This window comes from Promicromonospora sp. AC04 (genome assembly GCF_003058225.1).
Lineage (GTDB): Bacteria > Actinomycetota > Actinomycetes > Actinomycetales > Cellulomonadaceae > Promicromonospora.
Genome location: NZ_QBUG01000001.1, coordinates 318,696 through 340,359 on the forward strand (window position 1 = coordinate 318,696; position 21,664 = coordinate 340,359).

18 protein-coding genes are annotated in these 21,664 nt (G+C 72.8%); 4 read left to right on the forward strand and 14 right to left on the reverse strand.

Going from position 1 to position 21,664, the window contains the following annotated elements:
- Positions 1-15: 15 nt before the first annotated feature.
- From C8K30_RS01350 to ftsY, 4 genes are all read right to left on the reverse strand, one after another.
- Positions 16-1,821 (reverse strand): HD domain-containing protein, encoded by a 1,806-nt coding sequence (locus C8K30_RS01350; protein WP_108491089.1) that lies wholly within the window; start codon positions 1,819-1,821, stop codon positions 16-18.
- A gap of 20 nt (positions 1,822-1,841) precedes the next feature.
- The gene (locus C8K30_RS01355; protein ID WP_108491090.1) at positions 1,842-2,180 is read right to left on the reverse strand and encodes a P-II family nitrogen regulator; all 339 of its coding nucleotides are present in this window, start codon (positions 2,178-2,180) and stop codon (positions 1,842-1,844) included.
- A gap of 43 nt (positions 2,181-2,223) precedes the next feature.
- Positions 2,224-3,543 (reverse strand): ammonium transporter, encoded by a 1,320-nt coding sequence (locus C8K30_RS01360; RefSeq protein WP_108491091.1) that lies wholly within the window; start codon positions 3,541-3,543, stop codon positions 2,224-2,226.
- A 287-nt stretch (positions 3,544-3,830) separates the two neighbouring features.
- Complete coding sequence (gene ftsY / locus C8K30_RS01365; RefSeq protein ID WP_108491092.1) at positions 3,831-4,991, reverse strand: signal recognition particle-docking protein FtsY; 1,161 nt, start codon at positions 4,989-4,991, stop codon at positions 3,831-3,833.
- Positions 4,992-5,183: 192 nt separating this feature from the next.
- Here ftsY and C8K30_RS01370 point away from each other — a divergent pair, with 192 nt between their 5' ends.
- Genes C8K30_RS01370 through C8K30_RS01385 form a run of 4 tightly spaced genes read left to right on the forward strand, consistent with a single transcriptional unit; the run spans position 5,184 to position 9,107 of the window.
- Entirely contained in the window at positions 5,184-6,233 is a 1,050-nt protein-coding gene (locus C8K30_RS01370) for an iron-siderophore ABC transporter substrate-binding protein (protein WP_108491093.1), read from the forward strand.
- On the forward strand, positions 6,230-7,249 hold the full coding sequence (locus C8K30_RS01375) for an iron ABC transporter permease (protein ID WP_108491094.1): 1,020 nt from the start codon (positions 6,230-6,232) through the stop codon (positions 7,247-7,249). The genes C8K30_RS01370 and C8K30_RS01375 overlap by 4 nt, the downstream gene beginning before the upstream one ends.
- The gene (locus tag C8K30_RS01380) at positions 7,246-8,298 is read left to right on the forward strand and encodes an iron chelate uptake ABC transporter family permease subunit (RefSeq protein WP_108491095.1); all 1,053 of its coding nucleotides are present in this window, start codon (positions 7,246-7,248) and stop codon (positions 8,296-8,298) included. The genes C8K30_RS01375 and C8K30_RS01380 overlap by 4 nt, the downstream gene beginning before the upstream one ends.
- Positions 8,298-9,107, forward strand: coding sequence for an ABC transporter ATP-binding protein (locus C8K30_RS01385; protein ID WP_108491096.1), 810 nt, complete (start codon positions 8,298-8,300; stop codon positions 9,105-9,107). Before C8K30_RS01380 ends, C8K30_RS01385 begins: the two co-directional genes overlap by 1 nt.
- Positions 9,108-9,146: 39 nt before the next feature.
- Here C8K30_RS01385 and C8K30_RS01390 read toward each other — a convergent pair whose 3' ends face one another.
- The 10 genes from C8K30_RS01390 to C8K30_RS01435 form a co-directional block, all read right to left on the reverse strand.
- On the reverse strand, positions 9,147-9,683 hold the full coding sequence (locus C8K30_RS01390) for a hypothetical protein (RefSeq protein ID WP_108491097.1): 537 nt from the start codon (positions 9,681-9,683) through the stop codon (positions 9,147-9,149).
- A gap of 198 nt (positions 9,684-9,881) precedes the next feature.
- Complete coding sequence (gene smc / locus C8K30_RS01395) at positions 9,882-13,721, reverse strand: chromosome segregation protein SMC (RefSeq protein ID WP_108491098.1); 3,840 nt, start codon at positions 13,719-13,721, stop codon at positions 9,882-9,884.
- Between the two features lie 178 nt (positions 13,722-13,899).
- The gene (ndk, locus tag C8K30_RS01400; RefSeq protein WP_108491099.1) at positions 13,900-14,373 is read right to left on the reverse strand and encodes a nucleoside-diphosphate kinase; all 474 of its coding nucleotides are present in this window, start codon (positions 14,371-14,373) and stop codon (positions 13,900-13,902) included.
- A gap of 108 nt (positions 14,374-14,481) precedes the next feature.
- The gene (locus C8K30_RS01405; RefSeq protein ID WP_108491100.1) at positions 14,482-14,922 is read right to left on the reverse strand and encodes a DUF4233 domain-containing protein; all 441 of its coding nucleotides are present in this window, start codon (positions 14,920-14,922) and stop codon (positions 14,482-14,484) included.
- Positions 14,919-16,610, reverse strand: a complete 1,692-nt coding sequence (locus tag C8K30_RS01410; protein ID WP_199230291.1) for an MDR family MFS transporter — start codon at positions 16,608-16,610, stop codon at positions 14,919-14,921. Before C8K30_RS01410 ends, C8K30_RS01405 begins: the two co-directional genes overlap by 4 nt.
- Positions 16,611-16,674: 64 nt before the next feature.
- Positions 16,675-17,373: a TetR/AcrR family transcriptional regulator gene (locus C8K30_RS01415; protein ID WP_108491101.1), complete on the reverse strand. Its 699-nt coding sequence runs from the start codon at positions 17,371-17,373 to the stop codon at positions 16,675-16,677.
- Positions 17,374-17,431: 58 nt separating this feature from the next.
- On the reverse strand, positions 17,432-18,202 hold the full coding sequence (locus C8K30_RS01420; protein WP_108491102.1) for an HPr family phosphocarrier protein: 771 nt from the start codon (positions 18,200-18,202) through the stop codon (positions 17,432-17,434).
- Positions 18,199-18,882: a dihydroxyacetone kinase subunit DhaL gene (gene dhaL / locus C8K30_RS01425; RefSeq protein WP_108491103.1), complete on the reverse strand. Its 684-nt coding sequence runs from the start codon at positions 18,880-18,882 to the stop codon at positions 18,199-18,201. The genes C8K30_RS01420 and dhaL overlap by 4 nt, the downstream gene beginning before the upstream one ends.
- Before the next feature lie 19 nt (positions 18,883-18,901).
- Positions 18,902-19,897 (reverse strand): dihydroxyacetone kinase subunit DhaK, encoded by a 996-nt coding sequence (gene dhaK, locus C8K30_RS01430; protein ID WP_108491104.1) that lies wholly within the window; start codon positions 19,895-19,897, stop codon positions 18,902-18,904.
- A gap of 193 nt (positions 19,898-20,090) precedes the next feature.
- The gene (locus C8K30_RS01435) at positions 20,091-21,362 is read right to left on the reverse strand and encodes a folylpolyglutamate synthase/dihydrofolate synthase family protein (RefSeq protein ID WP_199230347.1); all 1,272 of its coding nucleotides are present in this window, start codon (positions 21,360-21,362) and stop codon (positions 20,091-20,093) included.
- Positions 21,363-21,664: the final 302 nt, after the last annotated feature.

Consider the following 21,664-nt stretch of genomic DNA (forward strand, 5'->3'; position numbering starts at 1 on the left):
TGGGTCACCACACGTTCATCCGGGCAACTGAGCCCGGGCCCGCTCCGTGAGCCCGTCCACGAGCTGCTGCCGCCAGCCCGTCCAGGCCTTCGGCCCCAGCGACGTGGTGTCCGCCTCCGTCAGCGCGCGCAGCACCTCGAGCAGGTCACGCCGGTGGTCCACCGCCTCCAGCAGGGTCGCCACCGTGGCCGGGTCGTCCGGGTCGGCGGTGGTGGCCAGGTCGGCGAGCGTGAGGTGGTGGCGCACGAGCAGCGTGACGTCGTCGACCACCCGGGACGGGAAGCCCGCGCGGGCCAGGACGCCCGGCACCAGCCGGGCGCCCTCCGCCGAATGGTCGGCCGCGCCACGCACCTTGCCGATGTCGTGCAGCAGCGCGGACAGGAGCAGCAGGTCGCCGGAGCCGTGCCCGGGGCCCGTCGACGGGTCGGCCAGCCGACGTCGCAGCCGGGCCGCCACCGACGCCGTCTCGACGAGGTGCCGGTCCACCGTGTGCCGGTGGATCGCCGCGCGCTGCGGCCGGTTGCGCACGTCCGCCCACTCGGGGATCCAGGAGGTGACCACCCCGGCGAGGTCGAGCGCCTCCCACACGGGGACCTGCGCCTGTCCGGCGGCGAGCAGCGAGAGCAGGCTCTCGCGCGCGGCCGGCGGCCACGGCTCGGGCAGGGGCGGGCTCTGCTCCAGGCTCCGGATGGTCACGGGCGACAGCACGAGCCCCGTCCGGGCCGCCGTCGCGGCGGCTCGCAGGGGCAGCAGCGCGTCCGACGCCGGCCGGGTCCCGACGCCGAGCACGAGCTCGCCGTCGTGCTCCACCAGGCCGTCGCCCACCGAGCGGAGGCGCGGCGGCGTGCGCCGTCCGCGCACCATCATCGGCTTGCCCACGCCCACCGGGCGGGACAGCGCCTGCCGGGCGCGGCGGACGGTCATGTCGAGCGCGTAGGAGATGACCCGGCCCGACTCCGCGAGGCTCGCCAGCAGCTCGTCCCCGTCGTCGTACCCGGTGCGCTCGGCGACCTCCTCGAGGTCCGCCAGCAGGAGGCGGCTGGTGCGCCGCCGGGTGACGACCTGCAGGGTGTCGCGGACGTCGAGCAGGTGCGTGTACGCGCCGTCCACCGCGCCGTGCGGACGGTCGGTGAGCCAGGTGGCGGCCAGCGCGGACAGCAGGACCGCGTCCCGCATGCCGCCGCGCGCCTCCTTGAGGTCGGGCTCGATCAGGTAGGCGAGCTCCCCCGCGCGCTGCGCGCGGTCGCGCGTGGACGAGATGAGCTCGGGCAGGCGCCGCCGCGCGGCGGCGCGCCAGTCGGTCAGCACTGCCGACGCCGCCCGGTGCACGACGACGGCGTCGCCCGCCACCGCCCGCACGCTCAGCCAGCCGATCACCGCCGGGAGGTCGCTCGCCGCCACCTGCCGGGACTGGCTCAGGGACCGCACCGCGTGGTCGATGTCCACGCCCGAGTCCCACAGCGGGTACCAGAGGCGCTCGGCCACCTGCTGCAGCGCTTCGGGGCTGTGGGTACGCCCGTCGTGCACGAGCACCAGGTCGAGGTCGCTCAGCGGGCCGAGCTCGCCACGGCCGAGGCTCCCGACGGCCGCCAGGGCGATGCCCGACGGGTCGACATCCTTGGTCGCCTCGGCGAACAGGGCGCCCAGGCGGTCGGTGACCCGCTGGCCCACGGCGGACCGCCGGGCCAGGCCCGAGCGGCCCGGGCCCGTGAGGCCCGCGGCAAGATCGAGGAGTTCGTCGCGGAGGCCCCGCACCCCGTCCGTGGGGTGCGGGGCCTCCGCCTGCTCCCGGGCGCCCTCAGGCACCGGGTCACTTGTCATGCGTCGTCGAGCACTCCCGGTCAGAGGGCGGCGTCGCCGTGCTCGCCGGTGCGGACGCGGGCCACGTCGTCGACCGACACGACCCACACCTTGCCGTCACCGATCTTGCCGGTCTGGGCAGCGCCGACGAGCGCGTCGGTCACCGCGGCGACGTCCTCGTCCGTGACGAGCACCTCGATGCGGACCTTGGGCACCAGGTCGACCGTGTACTCGGCACCGCGGTAGACCTCGGTGTGGCCCTTCTGACGGCCGTAGCCGCTGGCCTCGCTCACGGTCATACCGCGAACCCCCGCACCCTCCAACGCCGTCTTCACGTCGTCGAGACGGTGGGGCTGGATGACACCCGTGACGAGCTTCATGCGCGTACCTCCCTAAGAGTCGGTTGCTGCACCGTAGTCACGGTCAGCGCACCTCGGTGATGGTGGAGCCGGTGGCTGCCTCGTACGCCGTCTCGCCGTGGACGGCGAGGTCGATGCCGCTGACCTCGGCCTCCTCGGAGATGCGCCAGCCCATGATGGCCTTGAGGGCGTACCCGATGATCGCGGTGACGACGAAGCTGAACACGACGGCGATCAGCGCGGCGACGATCTGGGTGATGAGCTGCGTGACGCCACCGCCGTAGAACAGGCCGTTGAGCGCGCCCTCCGGGTACCAGGTGCCGTAGGACGCGACGGCCGCTTCGTCGCCGGTGGCGAACAGACCGATGAGCACGGTGCCGACGAGGCCACCGACCAGGTGCACGCCGACCACGTCGAGCGAGTCGTCGTAGCCGAACTTGTACTTCAGGCCGACGGCGAGGGCGCAGAGGATGCCGGCGACGAGGCCGATGGCGATCGAGCCGTAGGTGTCGACCGCGGCGGCCGCCGGGGTGATGGCGACCAGGCCCGCGACGACGCCGGAAGCGGCACCGAGGGTGGTCGGCGCACCGTCACGGAACTTCTCCGTGGCCATCCAGGCCAGCATCGCGACACCGGTCGCGACGAGGGTGTTCAGCCAGGCGCGGCCGGCGGTGCCGTCGGCGGCGAACTCGGAGCCGGCGTTGAAGCCGAACCAGCCGAACCACAGGAGGGCGGCGCCGAGCATGACGAACGGCAGGTTGTGCGGACGCATGGCCTCGGTGCCGAAGCCCTTGCGCTTGCCGATGATCAGCGCGAGCGCCAGGCCCGCGGCACCGGCGTTGATGTGCACCACGGTGCCACCGGCGAAGTCGATCGGGACCGACAGGGCCGAGGCGATCGGGCCGTCGGCGCCGAGGAGGCCGCCACCCCACACCATGTGCGCGATCGGGCTGTAGACCAGCGTCACCCAGAGGGCGGCGAAGACGAGCCAGGTGCCGAACTTGACGCGGTCCGCGATGGCGCCGGAGATGAGGGCGACGGTGATGATCGCGAACGTGGCCTGGTAGCCCGCCGCGACGGTGGCCGGAACGCCGTACGCACCCATGAGCGAGTCGGCGTCCGTGATCGCGAGGCCGAAGAACTCGGCGGGGTTGCCGATGATGCCACCGAGGTCGCTGCCGAAGGTCAGCGAGTAGCCGTAGAGCACCCAGATCAGACCGACGACGCCGATCGAGCTGAAGCTCATCATCATCATGTTGAGGACGCTCTTCCCGCGCACCATGCCGCCGTAGAAGAACGCCAGGCCAGGCGTCATCAGCAGCACGAGCGAGGAGGCGGTGATCATCCAGGCAGTGTTTCCACTGTCCAGAACAAACTCTTCCATCAGATGCCTCTCTCCCCGGACCGGTCCTGTTGACTCGGCCCACCGCGACTACCGTCGCGGGAAGCCGTTACGCGTGACCTGCACCGAGGTTACGGTTACGTGACGCAGACGGGAAGCATGTAAACGTCTTATTTCACGACTACTTTTGGGCGAAATTTCTTAGCGAACCGTGATCTGATCGTGATTTCGCGGTATCCATATGTGCGGCCACGCTTGCGCTGGCATCTTCTCATATATTGGACACAAAGCCAGTGCGTACCAATTTCTGACTAAAGTCGGTCAATTCTTCAGCCAAGAATTCCGTCCACGAAGTCGTCGACGTCGAACGGCGCCAGGTCGTCCGGGCCCTCACCGAGGCCGATGAGCTTGACCGGCACACCAAGCTCCCGTTGCACCTGCACCACGATCCCGCCCTTGGCGGTCCCGTCCAGCTTGGTCAGGACGATGCCCGTGACGCCGGCGACCTCAGCGAAGACGCGGGCCTGCGAGAGCCCGTTCTGGCCAGTGGTCGCGTCCAGCACCAGCAGCACCTCGCTCGGCGCGGCGACCTTGCTCGCCACCCGCACGATCTTGCCGAGCTCGTCCATGAGGCCGGCCTTGTTCTGCAGGCGCCCCGCGGTGTCCACGAGCACGACGTCGGTCTTGTCGTCCCGCCCACGCGCGACCGCCTCGAACGCCACCGACGCCGGGTCCGCGCCCTCGCGGTCCGAGCGCACCGTCTGGACGCCCACCCGGTTGCCCCAGGTGGTGAGCTGGTCCGCCGCCGCGGCCCGGAACGTGTCGGCGGCGCCGAGCACCACGCTGCGGCCGTCCGCCACCAGGACCCGGGCCAGCTTGCCGACCGTCGTCGTCTTGCCCGTGCCGTTCACGCCCACCACGAGGGTCACGGCGGGCAGGTGAGTGCCGTCCTCCGCGGTGGTGGGCTCGGTCTTCAGCGTCCGGTCCAGCTCGGGCTGCAGGAGCGCCACCAGCTCGGAGCGCAGCAGGTCGCGCACCGCGGCGGGCTCGCGCACGCCCAGCACGCGGACCTTGGTGCGCAGCGCGTCCAGCAGCTCCGTGGTGGGGCCCGCACCGACGTCGGCGAGGAGGAGCTCCTCCTCGATCTCGTCCCAGTCGTTCTCCGTGAGCGAGTCCCTCGACAGGACCGAGAGGAGCCGCGCGCCCAGCGGCGAGCCCGACCGGGCGAGGCGGTCACGCAGGCGCACCAGGCGGCCGGCGGTGGGCGCCGGGTGTTCGAGGGCCGGCGCCGTCGAGACCGGAGTCTCGGCGGGCTCGACCGACGGGGCCTCGACAGGCTCGACCGTCGATCCGGGCTCGACCGTCGCCCGGGCGTCCCCCTGGTCCTGGGTTCGCCTCCGGCGTCGGGCTACCAGGAGGCCGGCGATGCCGCCGCCGCCCGCGAGGACGACTACGGCGGAGATGATCTCGATCCAGGGAAGCTCGTTCACGCCCAGATTCTTTCATCTCGCGGACGGCGGCGTGCGAGCCCCGTCCCTGTCGCCCGCCGCACAGGGGCCGGGGTTAGGGTCGCCTAATCTCCAAGTGTAGGGTGACGTAGCCGCGAGACCCGAGCGCGACGACCGCGCCGGCTCAGACCCACGGCCGTGCGCCACCACCACCGAGAACACAGAGGAACAACCATGCCCCGCGCAGTCTCCGCGTCCGTCGCTGCCCTCGTCCTGGGCGCCGTCCTGCTCACCGGCTGCGGCGCGGCGGACGAGTCCGGCACCGGCGACAACAAGTCCAACGTCGCCACCGGCCAGGAGGGGTTCGACGACGTCCGTGAGCTCGCCGCCCAGCTCGGCACCGACGCCGCGCCGGGCGAGTTCCCGCGCTCGGTGCGCAACCTCGTGGCGAACGAGGAGGTGGGCGAGACCGAGATCCCCGCCCGCCCGGAGCGCGTCATCGTGCTCGACACCGGTGAGCTCGACAACATGATCTCGCTGGGCATCGAGCCGGTCAGCATCGCCCACCCGGCCGACGTCGGGATGGCGCCCGACTACCTGGACGTCGGCGACGCCGTCGACCTGGGCCCGTACGACGCCCTGGACCTCGAGCAGATCAAGAACCTCGAGCCGGACCTGATCCTCGGCACGTCGCTGCGCATCGACGACGACGGCCTCAAGCGCAGCCTGCAGGAGATCGCGCCGACCGTGCTGTCCCCGCGCCCCGGCGTGCTGTGGAAGGATAACTTCCTGCTCAACGCGGCGGCCGTGGGCGAGGAGGAGCGCGCGCAGGAGCTGCTGGACGCCTACGAGGAGCGCGCGGAAGAGGTCGGCGCGGAGGTCGTCGAGGCGAACGGTGGCGAGGCACCGACCATCTCCATGCTGCGCTTCATGGCGGGCCAGATCCGGCTGTACGCCAACGACTCGTTCGTCGGCATCATCCTCGCCGACGCCGGCCTGCCCCGGCCGGAGACGGAGGACATCGCCGACCTCGCCGTGGAGATCTCGGCGGAGGAGATCACGCTCGCCGAGGGCGACTGGCTGCTGTGGGGCACCTACGGCGAGCCGGACTCCACCGAGCAGGCAGCCGTCGTCGACGGTCCCCTGTGGGACCAGGTCCCCGCGGTGGTCGACGGCGGCGTCGTGCGCGAGGTGCCGGACGAGACCTGGTACCTGGGTCTGGGTGTGGCGGGGGCCGGGCTGGTCCTCGACGACCTGGAAGCCATCGCCGCCGACCAGCGTTGAGCGCGTCCCGCACCGCGGCGCGCGGCGAGACCGCGGTCGCCGCGGTCCTGCTGGTCGCGCTCGTCCTGCTCGTCGTAGCGACGCTGGCCAGCGTCACCGTGGGCACCCGGGTCCTGTCGCCGGCCGAGACCCTCGCCGGCCTGCTGGGTCATGAGGGCATCGCCTCGACCGTCATCTGGGAGCTGCGGCTGCCCCGGACCCTGCTCGGCCTCCTCGTCGGCGTAGCCCTCGGCGTCGCCGGGGTGCTCGCGCAGGCGGTCACCCGCAACCCGCTGGCCGACCCGGGCCTGCTGGGCATCTCCGCCGGCGGCGCCGTGGCCGTGGTCGCGGGCAGCGTCTTCCTCGGCCTCGGCGCGGGCCTGCCCCGCGTGCTGCTGGCCCTGGCCGGCGCGGCGCTGGCCACGGTGGCCGTGTACCTGTTCGCGAGCCGTTCGCCCGAAGGGCTCACGCCCGTGAACATGACGCTGGCCGGGATGGCCCTGACGGCCTTCCTCGGCGCCGCCGTCTCGGCGACAGTGCTGCTCAGCGCCTCGACCATGGACCAGTACCGGTTCTGGGTGGTGGGCGCGCTGAACCTGCCCGACCCCGCCGTCCTCCTGCCGGCCGCGGTGCCGGCCGTGGCGGGCGCGATCCTGGCGATCGTCGTCTCCGGTTCGCTCAACGCCCTGGCCCTCGGCGACGACACCGCTGCGGCCCTCGGCGTCGCCGTCCTGCGCACCCGGCTGCTGGCGGGCGCGGCGGTCGTGCTGCTGTCGGGGACCGCGGTGGCGCTGGCCGGGCCGATCGCCTTCGTGGGACTCGTCATCCCGCACATCGCGCGGGCCCTGGTGGGCACCGACGTGCGCCGCGTGCTCGCCGTCTCGGCTGTGCTGGGTCCCCTGCTGCTGGTGACGGCCGACGTCGTCGGCCGCCTCGTCGCGCGCCCGGCCGAGGTGCAGGTCGGCGTCGTCACCGCGCTGCTCGGCACGCCCTTCTTCATCTGGCTGACGCGGCGTGCGAAGGAGCGTTCCCAGTGATCGCCGCACCGACGCGCACCGCACGCTCGCTGCTGCCCCGGCCCCGGCCGCGGCGGCGGGTGGTCGTCGCCGTGCTCGGGACCCTGCTGGTCCTTGCGGTCGCGTCCGCGGTCGCCCTGAGCCTGGGCGACGAGCCCACTGCCCCCGCCGCCCTGTGGGAGGCGCTCAACGGGCGCGGACCGGAGAACACGGTCTATGCGGTGCTCGAGGTCAGGCTCCCCCGGGTGGTGCTGGCCCTGGCCGTCGGCACCGCCTTCGGCGTCGCCGGCGGGCTGAGCCAGAGCGTGCTGCGCAACCCGCTGGCCAGCCCCGACGTGCTGGGCATCAGCGCGGGCGCCTCGGTGGCGGTGGTGGCGGTCATCGCCGTCGGCTCCCTGGGCGGCCCCGTCGGCGTCGTCCCGATCCCGGCCGCCGCCCTCGCGGGCGGCCTCGCCGCGGCGGGCCTGATCGCGCTGCTCGCCCGCGACGGCGCCCTGCAGGGCCGCCGGATCCTCCTGGTCGGCATCGCGCTGTCCGCCGCGCTGACCGCCCTTACGCAGTTCCTGCTGACGCGCATCGACGTCTACGACGCGCAGCGCTCGGCGGCCTGGCTCACCGGAAGCCTGAACGCGCGCGGCTGGGGCGAGGCGATGCCGGTCCTGGTCGGCGTGGCCGTGCTGCTGCCCGCGGCGCTCGTGCTGGCCCATACCAACCGTGCGCTGCTCTTCGAGGACGAGGTGGTGGCCGGGTGGGGCGTCCGGCCCGGACGTTCCCGCACCGCCCTGCTGGTGATCGCGGTGTGCCTCGCGGCGCTCGCCACCTCGGCCGCCGGGCCCGTCGCGTTCGTCGCCCTCGTCGCCGGGCAGGTGGCCCGCCGGCTCGCCGCCGTCCCCGACATCCCGCCGATCCTGGCGGGCGCCGCCGGCGCGTCGCTCGTGCTGGTCGCGGACACGATCGCGCGCACCGCGCTGCCCTTCCAGCTCCCCGTCGGCGTGCTGACCGCCCTGGTCGGCGCGCCCTACCTGCTGTACCTGCTGCAGCGTCGCCGCTCCACGAGAGGGACCCCCTGATGAACACGGCCATCGCGTCCGACGCCCGCCTGCGGGCGGACGCCGTCACCCTGGCGTACGGCGACCGGACCGTCGTGCGGGAGCTGTCCCTCGACGTCCCGGACCAGCAGGTCACCGTCATCGTCGGGCCCAACGCCTGCGGCAAGTCCACCCTGCTCCGCGGCCTCGCGCGCCTCATGCCGCCGGCGAGCGGCACGGTGCTGCTGGACGGCAGGGCGATCGCCGAGCGGCCCACCCGCGAGGTGGCGCGGGTCATGGGCATGCTCCCCCAGTCGCCCGTCTCGCCCGAGGGCATCACCGTGCGCGACCTCGTCTCCCGCGGGCGCCACCCGCACCAGAGCTGGTGGCACCAGTGGGGCAAGGCCGACACGGAGGCCGTGACGGACGCGCTGCGCGCCACCGGCACGGAGGACCTCGCCGGGCGGGACGTGGACGAGCTGTCCGGCGGGCAGCGCCAGCGGGCCTGGATCGCGATGGCGGTCGCCCAGCGGACCGACCTGCTCCTCCTGGACGAACCGACCACGTACCTCGACATGGCCCATCAGCTGGACGTCCTGGAGCTCGTCGCAACGCTCAACCGGGACCGCGGCCGGACCGTCGTCATGGTGCTGCACGACCTGAACCTCGCGTGCCGGTACGCGCACCACATCGTCGCGATGCGCGACGGCGAGATCGTCGCGGAGGGCCCGCCCGCCGAGGTGGTGACCGCGGACCTGCTGCGCGACGTGTTCTCCGTCGAGGCGTCGATCCTCACCGACCCGCTGAGCGGTACGCCGGTGATCGTGTCCCACCGCACGGTGCCGAGCTGAGCGGTCGGACCGCCTGACCGGCCGGACCGCCGCGGCGCCCTAGCTCGCGGCCTGGGCCGGGCCTTCCTCGGCCGCGGGCGGCTCCTGCGCGACCTGCTGCACGGACCGCACCGGGCGGACCGCCCGCAGCTGGCCGGGAACGAGGTTGGCCGGCCGCAGCGGCACGGTGCCGAGCGGCACGTGCAGCGTCTTCTGCGCCTGGTCCCGGGCCCGGTTCAGGACGTCGGTCAGCTCCTCGGCGTCCACGTAGCCGGGCTTGGACTCGATGGTCGCGGCGAAGAACTCGGACATCCCCATGTCCACCGGGGAGAGGTCCGGCTTGACCACGGGAGGCTTGCCGACCCATACCGACGGGGCGCCCACTGCATGCGTCGCGACGGCGGACGCGCCGCGCCGGCGACCGTCCCTGCGTCCCTTGGTGTTACCGCGAAGACGAGCGAGGCCGGACCGGAACCACTGGACGAACGAGAACTCCTCGGTGCTGCTGCTCGAGGGCGCGTCCATCTGACTGGCGACGACGAAGACAACTACCGCCAACACCAGGCACACGACGAGCAGAATGACCGACCACCACATAGCCCTATTGTGTCGCGTCTGGTCCGGTCGTGCCGCACAGAGGCGCACGACACGCCGCGCAACACGCGCGCCGGCAACAGGAGAAATCCCTCACACCTGGAGGTTCCTGGCTCCGGAGGACGAAAAATCACCCTCTCGCCGCATCGCTTCGGGCGCGCGCCTCGTCCCTCGGCCCGCACCCTGCGCTGCATCTCCGGCTCAGGCGGTGACCGCCTCCCGGTCACCCATGCGCTGGCTGATCAGCGTCGTGACGCCGTCGCCCCGCATGGTGACGCCGTAGAGGGCGTCGGCCACCTCCATCGTGCGCTTCTGGTGCGTGATCACGATGAGCTGGCTGTCCTTCTGCAGCTCCTTGAAGATCTCGATGAGGCGGCCGAGGTTCACGTCGTCGAGCGCCGCCTCGACCTCGTCCATGATGTAGAACGGGCTGGGCCGCGCCTTGAAGATCGACACGAGGAACGCAACTGCCGCCAGCGAGCGCTCACCGCCGGAGAGCAGCGAGAGGCGCTTGACCTTCTTGCCCGCTGGGCGCGCCTCGACCTCGATGCCGGTCGTGAGCAGGTTCTCCGGCTCGGTGAGCGTCAGCTTGCCCTCGCCGCCGGGGAACAGCCGGGGGAAGATCTCGAGGAACTTCGCGGCGGTGTCCTGGAACGCCTCGGCGAACACCTGCTGCACGCGCTCGTCGATGTCGTCGACGATCTGGAGCAGGTCCTCGCGCGACTTCTTCAGGTCCGCGAGCTGGTCCACGAGGAACTGGTGCCGCTCCTCCAGGGCCGCGAACTCCTCCAGCGCCAGCGGGTTCACGGCGCCGATCCGCGACAGCGCCCGCTCGGCCTTCGCCAGCCGGGCCTCCTGCTCCTCGCGGACGTACGGGATCATCCGGTCCGGCTTGGGCGGCCCGGGGGCCGTCTCCTCGTCCGTTGCGGCAGCGTCCTCGTCCCCGGCCGGGCCGTCCTCCGGCTCGGCGCCGGCCGCCGCGACGATCACGGCGGTGGCCGCCGGGTCGTCGGGCCGGAGCCCTGCCTCGTGCAGGGCGCGCGTCCGGGCGATGAGCGCGTCTTCGCGCGCCGCGGCGCCACGCGGCAGCGCGGGGTCGCCCTCGTACCGGATCGGGTTGCCCTCTTCGTCGCGCTCCACCACCGCGCGCCGCTTGCGGTCGCGCACCGTCGCCTCGCCCTCGTAGACGGGGACCGGCTGGTGCGGGCCGAACTCCTCCATGAGCACGTCCGGGTCCGTACCCAGCTCCTCACTCGCGCGCGTCTGGAGCTGCTCCAGGCGCAGCAGCTGCTGCGCCCTGGCGACCTCGTCGCGGTGCGCGACGTCGGTGAGCTCGCGCAGCTCGCCCGTCAGCGACTCCACGCTCCCCCGCACGGCCACCAGCTGCTCCGAGCCCGCGGCGCGGGCCTCCTCGGCAGCGGCCTTCTCGGCCGCCGCCCGGTCCAGCGACCGCCCGATCGCCTCGAGCGCCACCGCTACGGCCTGCTGCACCAGCGTCGCGCGCGACGCGTCGCGACGGCGCGACTCCTCGCGCTCGGCCGCCCGGGCGCGGGCCTCGCGTTCCTGCTCCGCCGACGCCGCCAGCGCCTGCGCGCGGCCCGACACGGCGCGGGCGCGCTCCTCGGCGGTGCGCAGCGCCAGCCGGGCCTCGGTCTCGCGGGCGCGTGCTGCCGAGGCGGCCGCGGCCGCCTCGTCGCGCTCGGCCTGCACCTCGTCGACCGATCCCTCGTCGTCGGAGGGCTCCTCCTCGGCGATAGTCATGCGCTCGACGAGGGCCTCGAGCTCGATCTCGTCCTCGGCGCGGCGCGACTGCGCCTGCTCCAGCGCGGCGCGGTGCCGGTCGGCCTCGGCCCGGGCGGCGCGCGCGGCGGCGCCGAGCGATCCGAGCTGCTCGGCTGCGGCCGCGCGCGCGGCGTCCGCCTCCCCGAGCCGGGCGAGCGTCTCGTCGTACCGCTCCTGCGCCGACGTGCGCTCGGCCCGTGCGCGCTCCAGGTGCGCCGACCCGTCCGTCTCCTGGGCCGCCGCCTCGTCGCGGGCAGCCTTCGCCTCGTCCAGCGCCGACTGCAGGTGCAGCACGCTGGGCGCGGCCGCCGACCCGCCCCAGGCGCGGGTGGCGCCCAGCAGGTCGCCGGCCCGGGTCACCGCTACCACCGGCTGGTCGCGCACCAGGGCACGGGCGCGGGCGAGATCGTCCACCACCACGACGTCGCGCAGGATCGTCAGCAGGGCGGCCGACGCCGGGCCAGCCACCTGGACCACGTCGGTGGCCCAGCGGGCACCCGCGGGCAGGCTCACGGACGGGCGGGCGGCAGCGCCGTCGTGCGCCGTCCGGTCCGAGCCCACGACCAGGCTCGCCCGGCCGGCATCCTCGTCACGGAGCAGGCGCAGCGCGTCCACGGCCTCGTCGACGCCCGCGACGGCGACGGCGTCCGCCACCGGGCCGAGCGCGGCCGCGACCGCGTCCTCGAAGCCCGCCTCGATGCCCAGCAGGGCCGCCACCGAGCCCAGGACTCCCGCCTGGTCGGCGGCCAGGAGCGTGCCCGCACCGTCCTTGCGGTCCAGGCTCAGCTCGAGCGCCTCGACCTTCGCGGCCGCGGAGCTGCGGTCCCGCTGCGCCGTCGTCACCTGCTCCTGGAGGTGCCTGACCTCGGCCTTCGCCAGCTCGAGCACCTCGGACGCCGCCTCGTGCGCGACGTCGAGCCCTTCCTCGCCGCCCTCGACCCCGCCGACCTCCGTCTCGAGCGCCCCGAGCTCGCGCGAGGACTCCTCCACGCGCTGCTCGGCCTCGAGCAGGGCGTCGCGCAGCCGGTCGAGCTCCGACTGCGCGGCCTCGACGCGGCTGCGGCGCGCGGCGACCTGGCCGGCCAGGCGGGCGAGGCCCTCACGGCGGTCCGCTGCGGCACGCAGCAGCGCGGCGTGCGAACGCTCGGCGGCCTGCGCGGCTGCCTCGGCCTCCGCCCGGACGTCGACGGCGGACTCGACGGTCTCGCGCGCGATGGCGACCTCGGCGGTCAGCTCCTCCTCGCTCGCGCGGGCGCGTGCGGCCTGCGCCTCGAGGTCGTCGGGGTCCTGGCCCTGGTGCGCGGGCTCGGCCGTGCCCAGCAGGCGGGCCCGCTCCCCGGCCAGGGACTGCAGGCTGCGCAGGCGCTCCCGCGTCTGGGACAGCGCGAAGACGGTGTCGCTCGCCTGGCTGACCTGCTGCGACTCCGCCGACGTCGCCGCCTCCAGGCGGGCCAGCATCCCCCGCGCCTCCCCCAGCGCCGCCTCGGTCTCGGCCTGCCGCTGCTTGAGGGACCGCTCGTCCGCGCTTTCCTGCTCGAGCTGAGCGGTGAGCTGGGCCAGGTCGTCGGCGAGCAGGCGGGACTTCGCGTCGCGCAGGTCGCGCTGCACGGTCTGCGCCTTGCGGGCCGCCTCGGCCTGCCGGCCGAGCGGGCCGAGCTGCCGCCGCAGCTCGGCGGTCAGGTCACCCAGCCGCGCGAGGTTGCCCTGCATCGACTCGAGCTTGCGGAGCGCCTTCTCCTTGCGCTTGCGGTGCTTGAGGACGCCCGCCGCCTCTTCGATGAAGCCGCGGCGCTCCTCGGGCGTCGCGCGCAGGACGGCGTCGAGCTGCCCCTGCCCCACGACGACGTGCATCTCGCGCCCGATGCCGGAGTCGCTCAGGAGCTCCTGGATGTCCAGCAGGCGGCAGCTGTTCCCGTTGATCGCGTACTCGGAACCGCCGCTGCGGAACAGCGTGCGGGAGATCGTGACCTCGGTGTAGTCGATCGGCAGCGCGCCGTCGGTGTTGTCGATGGTCAGGGCCACCTCGGCGCGACCCAGCGGGGCGCGGCCGGACGTGCCGGCGAAGATGACGTCGTCCATCTTGCCGCCGCGCAGCGACTTGGCACCTTGCTCGCCCATGACCCAGGAGAGCGCGTCGACCACGTTGGACTTGCCGGAGCCGTTGGGGCCCACCACGCAGGTGATGCCCGGCTCGAGCTCGAGGGTGGTCGCCGACGCGAAGGACTTGAAGCCCCGGAGCGTGAGCGTCTTGAGGTGCACTGGGTGAGCCTAACTGTGAACACGGTCTGAACGTCGGACGTACCGCCGTCGGACGCCGAAGAGAGCTGTGGCGAGACAGAACTGTGGCGAGACAGAACACCGGCGGTGCTGGAGTTCTACCTCGCTGTGGTTCTATCTCGCCACAGTTCTACTTCGGCGGACGGACTCGGGGGGCCGGTCAGACCAGCTCGGGGAACCAGAGCGCGATCTCGCGGGCGGCCGAGTCCGTCGAGTCGGAGCCGTGCACCAGGTTCTGCTGCACCTTGGTGCCCCAGTCGCGGCCCAGGTCGCCGCGGATCGTGCCGGGTGCGGCGTCGGTCGGGTTGGTGGCGCCCGCCAGGGAGCGGAAGCCGGGAATGACGCCCTCGCCCTCGGCCACGACGGCCAGGACCGGGCCCGACATCATGAACTCGACCAGGGGGGCGTAGAACGGCTTGCCCTGGTGCTCGGCGTAGTGCGCTGCGAGCAGCTCCGTCGTGGCGTGCTTGAGCTCCACGGCACGCAGCGTGTAGCCCTTGGTCTCGATGCGGCGCAGGATCTCGCCGGACAGGCCGCGGCGGACGCCGTCCGGCTTGACGAGGACGAGGGTGCGCTCGGCCACGGGCTGCGTCGAGGCCTCCGTGGGCAGGGTCTTCTCTGCGACGTCGGTCATGACGCAACCTTATCCGGGCCGGAAGCCTCCGGATGACGCCGGGCTCCCCGCCCGGAACACGCCAGACGCCCAGGCCACGTGAGTGACCTGGGCGTCCGGCACAGGACGTCAGTCGACGTTGGGGGCCGTCTCCGGGTGCGCGGCGTCGTACTCCGCCCGCTCCCGGTCGACGCGCGAGCCGAGGCGCAGCGCGTAGATCCACAGCACCACGAAGACCCCGCCGACCAGGTACATCATCGGCACCAGCAGGCCCATCGCGAGCATCGGCACCTGAGCCACCGAGCCCGCCGCCCGGCCGGCGGCCGACCCCTGGGCCCGCGACAGGACCAGGAGCACAAGGGCCAGGACGCCGCCCAGCACCCAGATCGCCGCGCTCGACTCGATGCGCAGCGGTCCGCGCCCGAACTCGGAGTCGCGCAGGGCCCACACCACCATCGTCGCGAACAGCACGAGGAACACCTCGAGCAGCAGCGTGGTGGACGTGAACTGCACCAGCGCTGACTTCTTGGGCTTGATGCGGTCGCCGGGGGCGGGTTGGTCCTTGCTCACCGGCTCAGGATATCCGTCTCCTCGGCGTCCGGGACCGCCTTACCCCCGTCCTCCAGGACCGCCTTGCCCCCGTCCTCCAGGACCACCTTGCCCCCGTCCTCCGGGGCCGCCTTGTCCTCCATGACGGCCTCGCCGCGTGCCACCATCCCGGCCTCGTTGGACAGCTTGACCTCCTTGAGGAACAGCGCGAGCACCAGGCCGACGACGACCAGCGGCACCAGGTACCAGAAGGCCGGCGCGAGGGAGCTCGCGAACGCGTCGACCACGCCGGAGCGCAGCGGCTCGGGGAGCTGGTCCACGATCTGCGGCGTCAGGCCGGAACCGCCGCCGGCGGGCGCGGCGCCCTCCGGGAGGCCAGCGAAGACGCCCTCCAGGTTGTCCGTGAGACGCGACGTGAACACCGTGGTGAACGCGGCGGTGCCCACCGCGGCGCCGATCTCCCGGAAGAAGTTGTTCGACGACGTCGCCGTGCCCAGCTCGTGCGGGTCGACGGAGTTCTGCACCGCGAGCACGATCGTCTGCATGACGAGGCCCATGCCCGCGCCGAGGACGAAGATCATGGCGCCGAACAGCCACAGGGACATCTCGCCCTCGATCTGCGTCAGCCAGATCATGCCGATGATCGTGATCGCGAGGCCGGCCACCGGGAACATCTTGTAGCGGCCCGTCCTGGAGATCGCGATGCCGGACACGATCGAGGTCAGCATGACGCCGGCCATCATCGGGAGCATCAGCAGGCCGGACTCGGTGACGCCCGCGCCGCTCGACATCTGCAGGAACGTCGGCAGCATCGACATGGCGGAGAACATGCCCATGCCGAGCACCAGGCCGATGAGCGTGGTGATGGTGAACGTCCGGTTCTTGAACAGCCGCAGCGGGATGAGCGGCTCCGACACCCGGTTCTCGATGAGCACGAACAGGCCGACCATGACCACGGTGCCGAGCAGCAGGCCGAGCAGCATCGGGTCGGACCAGTCGTAGCCGTCGTTGCCGAGCGACTGCCAGCTCGTCAGCAGCACGACGCCGGTGGTGCCCAGCGCCATGGTGAGGATGCCGCCCCAGTCGGTGGGCTTGTCGGAGCGGTGCGAGGGCAGCTTCAGCGCGAAGTAGGCGATGACCCACGCCGCGACACCGATCGGCACGTTGATCCAGAACGTCCAGCGCCAGCCGGGGCCGTCGGTGAGCCAGCCGCCGAGCAGCGGGCCGGCGACGGCGGAGATGCCGAACAGGGCGCCCATGGGGCCCATGTACTTACCGCGGTCGGACGCCGGGATGATGTCCGCGATGATCGCCTGCGCCAGGATCATCAGGCCACCGCCGCCCAGGCCCTGCACGGCACGCCAGGCCACGAGGGACTCGAACGACTGCGCCATGCCGCCACCGAGGGAGGCGACGACGAACAGGCCGACCGCCACGAGGAACGGCCAGCGCCGCCCGTACAGGTCGCCGAACTTGCCGTAGAGCGGCATCGCGATGGCGATCGCCAGGATGTAGGCGGTGATGACCCAGCCCTGGTGCTCCACGCCGTTCAGCTCGCCCACGATGGTGGGCATGGCGGTGCCGACGATGGTCTGGTCCAGGGAGGACAGGAACATCGAGGCCATCAGGGCCCCGAAGATCAGCCAGATCGTGCGCTGGTTGAGGACTACCAGCGGCCTGTCCGGCGCCGTGGTGACGGCGTGACTCATGAATGATGCCTTTCTGGGGATCAGTCGTGCTGAAGAGCGGAAGGAGCCGGCGGGAAGAGGGAGTTCAGGACTCGAGGTCGGCGGAGACGATGTCGATGAGCTGCGCGACGGCGTCGGGCAGATGGTCGGCCGGGTTGCCGGTGTACCCGGCGTGCTCCCAGGCGACGAGCGCGGTGCGGATGAGGAGCAGGACGAGCATTGTGAGCAGCTCGGGGCTCGCGCTGAACGGGGCGGTCGCGCGGCGGGCCTCGAAGAGCTCGCCGAGCCGGGTCTTGTGCCGGTCCATCCAGACGACGTGCCGCTGGAGCAGGCGCGGCTCCTGCTGCATGAGGTCCATGGCCCGCACCACCCGGTCGTGGGCCTCACCGGCCGGCGCGAGCAGGGAGGCGACCAGCACCCGGAGGTCGGTCAGCAGCTTGCCGGTGGGACCGCCGTCGACGAACGTCCGCACGACGTCCTCCGACAGACCGGTGTCCTCCGCGCCGAGCACCGCGTCGTCCTTGGACTCGAAGTAGTTGAAGAAGGTGCGGGCCGAGACCCCGGCCTCGGCACTGATCATCTCGACGGTCACGGCGTCGAGCCCGTGCTCGGCGACCAGCTGCTGCGCGGCGTCGATCAGGGCCGCACGTCGAGCGAGCTTCTTGCGCTCGCGCAGCCCCTGCTCCGCGGGCGTCCCCTCCAGCGCGGACGCGAGCTCGCGCAGGTCCGGGCGCGGTGCGGCGTCAGCGGGCGCGACGGTCTCGCGCGATGAGGTGGGGGCCATGTCTCAATTCTTGCACCCCACGCAAAATTTCATCAACTGCAAAAAGATGAGACCGCGGTCACACCTCGCCGAAGCCGGACTCGATCATCGCCACGACTGTCGCCACCGCCTCCGCCGCCCCGTCCCCGGTGGCCTCCACGCGCAGCTCACGCCCCTGGGTGGCGCCGAGGGCCATGAGCTGGAGCACGCTGGAGGCGTCCACGCCGTCGATCGTCACGGCAGCGCCCAGCTCGGCCACCTTGCGCGACACCAGCGCCGCGGGCCGCGCGTGCAGGCCGAGGGGGTTGCGCACGGTCACGGTGCGCGAACCGCCGGTCTCCCCGGCCGACGCCGCCCCGCTCGCCTCGGGTGACTGCGCCGCCTCGATCGCCGCGAACATCCGCGCCGACGCGTTCGCCGACGCCAGCACCGTGTCCAGGTCCGCCCCGCCGTGCGCCGTCACGGCCGCGGCGACCGCGCCCTCGACGAACGGCGCACGCGCCAGCACCACCCGCTCGGCAAGGGACTCGTCCAGCTCCAGCGCCGACTCGACAGTGAGCACCGACGACCCGAGGTCTCCGAGCACGACGACGCCGCCGCCGTCGGGCGCCCTGCCGACGGGTGCGCCGCTGTCCCCTGCGCCGTCGGCCCGCGCCGCGTCGGCCAGGGTCGCCAGGACCTCCGCGAGGTTCTTCTGGATGGCGTCGAGCGAGGTGCCCAGCCCGCCGTCGGGACCGCCGCCCACCCCGCGGACCAGGACGTCGGGTGCCATCTGGCCCGCGAGCTCCGCCGCCCCGCGAGCCAGCTCGGCGGAGTGCGAGACGAGGACGAGCGCGACCCGCGCCGTCATGCCGCGCTGCGCGGGTCGGCCGGCGCAGGCCCGGCGAGGGCTGCGGCCATCGCCGCGCCCAGGACAAGTGCGGTGGAGCGCGCACCCGGGTCCTCGTGCCCCGCGCTGCGCTCGCCGAGATAGGACGCGCGGCCCTTGGTCGCGACCATCGGGATCGTGCCCGTCGCGGCCTTGTCCGCGGCCTCGGCCGCCGCCCGCAGGACGTCCACCTCCGAGCCGCCGCCGCGCGCCGCGGCCTCGGCCGCGTCGACCGCCGCCTGCCAGGCGTCGACCATGGTCTTCTCCCCCACCGTCGCCTTGCCGCGCGAGGCCACCCCCTCGAGCGCGGCCTCCAGCACGGCAACGACCGCGGGCGGGTCGATCTGGGGGCGGCCCGACACCTTGGCCGCCCGCAGGTACGCCGTGCCGTACAGCGGGCCCGACGCGCCGCCCACCGTGGACATCAGCGTGGTCGCCACGAGCTTCAGCACGTCGCCGACGGTCCGCTCGTCAGGGGTCCCGCGCTCGGCCGCGGCGTCGTCGAACCGCGCCACCACCGCCCGGAAGCCGCGATGCATGTTCTCGCCGTGGTCGCCGTCGCCGATCTGCCGGTCGAGCTCGGTGAGCTCGTCCTTCGCGTCCGCGATCGCGTCCGCCGTGCGGCGAACCCATCGCTCCGCCCAGTCCGCGTCCAACGCCATGTCTTGAACCCTTCCTGTCTCACCACCGGAGTGCTGCAGTGTTCACCGGCGCGTCCCAGAGGGCTTCCAGCTCGTCGTCCAGACGGAGGACGGTGACGGATGCTCCCTGCATCTCGAGGGACGTCACGTAGTTGCCCACCAGCGACCGGGAGACCGTAACGCCGCGCTCCTCGAGAAGGTGCCGCGCTCGACCATAGACCACGTAGAGCTCGGACAGCGGGGTGCCGCCCATACCGTTGACGAACAGCAACACTCGCTCGCCGCCGGCGAGGGCGAGGTCGTCGGCGACCGGCGTCAGAAGCATCTCCGTCACCGCGTCGGCGCTGGCAGCGGGCACCCGGTGGCGGCCGGGCTCGCCGTGGATCCCGATCCCCACCTCGATCTCGCCCTCGGACAGGTCGAAGCTCGGCCGACCGACGTGCGGCACCGTGGGCGCCGCCAGCGCCACCCCCATGGTCCGCACGTTCGCGATGACGCGCTTGGCGATGTCGGCCACGCTGGCGAGGTCGGCGCCCCGGGCGGCGGCCGCGCCCGCGATCTTCTCGACGGCGAGCGTTCCGGCCACCCCGCGCCGGCCGGCGGTGTAGAGCGAGTCCTCGACGGCGACGTCGTCGTTCACGAGCACCGACGCGACCTCGATGTCCTCGGCCTCGGCCAGCTCCACCGCGGTCTCGAAGTTGAGCACGTCACCCGTGTAGTTCTTGACGATCGTCAGCACGCCGGAACCGCCGTCGGCCGCCTGGATGGCGGGCAGGATCTGGTCCGGCGTCGGGGACGTGAACACGGCGCCCGGGACGGCGGCGTCGAGCATGCCGTCGCCCACGAAGCCCGCGTGCAGCGGCTCGTGCCCCGACCCGCCGCCGCTGACCAGCCCCACCTTGCCGGTCACCGCACCTCCGGTCCGGCTGACGAAGACGGGCGACGTACTGACCTGGACCAGCTCGGCGTGGGCGAGCGCGAAACCGGCCAGGGAGTCGGCTACGGCATCGGCGGGATCGTTCAGCAGCTTCTTCACGGCGACCTCCTCGCGGGGCTGTGCGGCCCGGCGACGGCGCCGGGCCTGCGGACAAGCCCCATGGGGTTCATGTAACACCACGCCGGGCCGGGTCGTACAGCACTTGGCCGCCCGGCCCCCGGGTCTCACCCGGCAGTCTCACCCTGTCGGGTGGGACTGCCGGGTGGAACTCCCGGGTGGAACTGCTGGTCGGTCAGCCGCGGCCGACCAGGATGCGGGTGTCCGCGACCGTCACCACCGAACCGGTGACGAGCACGCCCGTACCGACGCCGCTGCCGTGCTTGTCGTCGGCCTCGGCCAGGTCCGTCGCGATCTGCAGCGCCTCGTCCAGCCGGCCGGCCACGTGCACGCGTTCCTCCCCGAAGACCTCGCGCGCCACCTCGGCCAGGTCCTCCGGGTCTGCGGACCGGTCCGACGAGTTCCGGGTGACCACGATCTCCGCGACCGTCGGCTCCAGGACGGACAGGAGCCCCTCGGAGTCCTTGTCGGCCATCATGGCCAGGACGGCGACGATGTGCCCCAGGTTGAACGACTCCTCCAGCGCGTCCACCAGGGCCTCCGCCCCCGCGGGGTTGTGCGCGACGTCGACCAGCACCGTGGGGCTGGAGCGCACCAGCTCGAGGCGACCCGGCGCGTCGACGTCGCCGAACGCCACCTCGACGATCTCCGCACCCAGAGCGCGGCCGCCGCTGAGCAGGGCCTCCGTGGCCGCGAGCGCCAGCAGGGCGTTGTGCGCCTGGTGCGCCCCGTGCAAGGGCAGGAAGATCTCGGTGTAGACGCCCGCGGGCGTGCGCAGGTCGATGAGCTGTCCGCCGACGGCGATGCGCCGGTCCATGACCTCGAGGTCCACGCCCTCGCGGATCAGGTGGGCGTTGACCGACCGGGCGCGCGCGAGGATCGGTTCGAGGGCGTCGTCGCGCTGCTCCGCGATCACGGCGACGGCGCCGTCCTTGATGATTCCCGCCTTCTCGGTGGCAATCTCGTCGAGCGTGGAGCCGAGCCAGCGCTCGTGGTCCATGGCTATGGGCGTGATGACGGCGACCTCGCCGTCGACGACGTTGGTGGAGTCCCACCGGCCGCCCATGCCGACCTCGATGATCGCTATGTCGACGGGCGCGTCGGCGAATGCGGCGAAGGCCATGACGGTGAGCACCTCGAAGAAGCTCAGGGGCGGGCCGCCCTGCTCCTGGGACTCGCGGTCGGCGACGCCGATGTAGGGCGCGACGTCCTCGAACACCTCGACGAACCGTTCCTGGGTGAGGGGCTCGCCGTCGACGGCGATGCGCTCGGTGACGCTCGTCAGGTGCGGGGACGTGAACCGGCCGGTACGCAGGCCGTGCTCGCGCACCAGGCGCTCGACCATGCGGGCCGTGGAGGACTTGCCGTTGGTCCCGGTGATGTGGACGGTCCGGTAGGCGCGGTGCGGGTCGCCGAGCAGCTCCAGGACGCGCTCGACGCGGGCCATGGTGGGGTCGATGTCGTGCTCGGGCTGCCGGGACAGGATCTCCTTGTAGACCCGGTTCAGTGCCTCTTGGACGGCGGGGTCCGCGTTCTCGGCGCCGCGGCTGGTACCGCGGCGATTGCTGGATCCGTCGCGGAGGGTCTTGTTCAGGGAGTCGGCCACGTACCGAGGATATGTTTCCGCGGGCCGCAAGACCGCATCCGGGCCCGACGACGGCTGCGTGCGCGCCAGTAGTGTTCGGTCCACGCGCCGCACGCTGTGAGGAGATCGCATGCCCGGTCCTGGTCCTTCTCAGTCACAGAGCA

What these genes read in the sequence shown, in the direction of transcription:
- C8K30_RS01360 (WP_108491091.1), bottom strand. Translation starts at nt 3,543, where the DNA reads ATGGAAGAGTTTGTTCTGGACAGTGGAAACACTGCCTGGATGATCACC.
- C8K30_RS01435 (WP_199230347.1), bottom strand. Translation starts at nt 21,362, where the DNA reads ATGGCCCGCGTCGAGCGCGTCCTGGAGCTGCTCGGCGACCCGCACCGC.
- C8K30_RS01410 (WP_199230291.1), bottom strand. Translation starts at nt 16,610, where the DNA reads ATGAGTCACGCCGTCACCACGGCGCCGGACAGGCCGCTGGTAGTCCTC.
- C8K30_RS01370 (WP_108491093.1), top strand. Translation starts at nt 5,184, where the DNA reads ATGCCCCGCGCAGTCTCCGCGTCCGTCGCTGCCCTCGTCCTGGGCGCC.
- C8K30_RS01350 (WP_108491089.1), bottom strand. Translation starts at nt 1,821, where the DNA reads ATGACAAGTGACCCGGTGCCTGAGGGCGCCCGGGAGCAGGCGGAGGCC.
- C8K30_RS01415 (WP_108491101.1), bottom strand. Translation starts at nt 17,373, where the DNA reads ATGGCCCCCACCTCATCGCGCGAGACCGTCGCGCCCGCTGACGCCGCA.
- C8K30_RS01420 (WP_108491102.1), bottom strand. Translation starts at nt 18,202, where the DNA reads ATGACGGCGCGGGTCGCGCTCGTCCTCGTCTCGCACTCCGCCGAGCTG.
- C8K30_RS01355 (WP_108491090.1), bottom strand. Translation starts at nt 2,180, where the DNA reads ATGAAGCTCGTCACGGGTGTCATCCAGCCCCACCGTCTCGACGACGTG.
- ndk (WP_108491099.1), bottom strand. Translation starts at nt 14,373, where the DNA reads ATGACCGACGTCGCAGAGAAGACCCTGCCCACGGAGGCCTCGACGCAG.
- C8K30_RS01390 (WP_108491097.1), bottom strand. Translation starts at nt 9,683, where the DNA reads ATGTGGTGGTCGGTCATTCTGCTCGTCGTGTGCCTGGTGTTGGCGGTA.
- C8K30_RS01385 (WP_108491096.1), top strand. Translation starts at nt 8,298, where the DNA reads ATGAACACGGCCATCGCGTCCGACGCCCGCCTGCGGGCGGACGCCGTC.
- dhaL (WP_108491103.1), bottom strand. Translation starts at nt 18,882, where the DNA reads ATGGCGTTGGACGCGGACTGGGCGGAGCGATGGGTTCGCCGCACGGCG.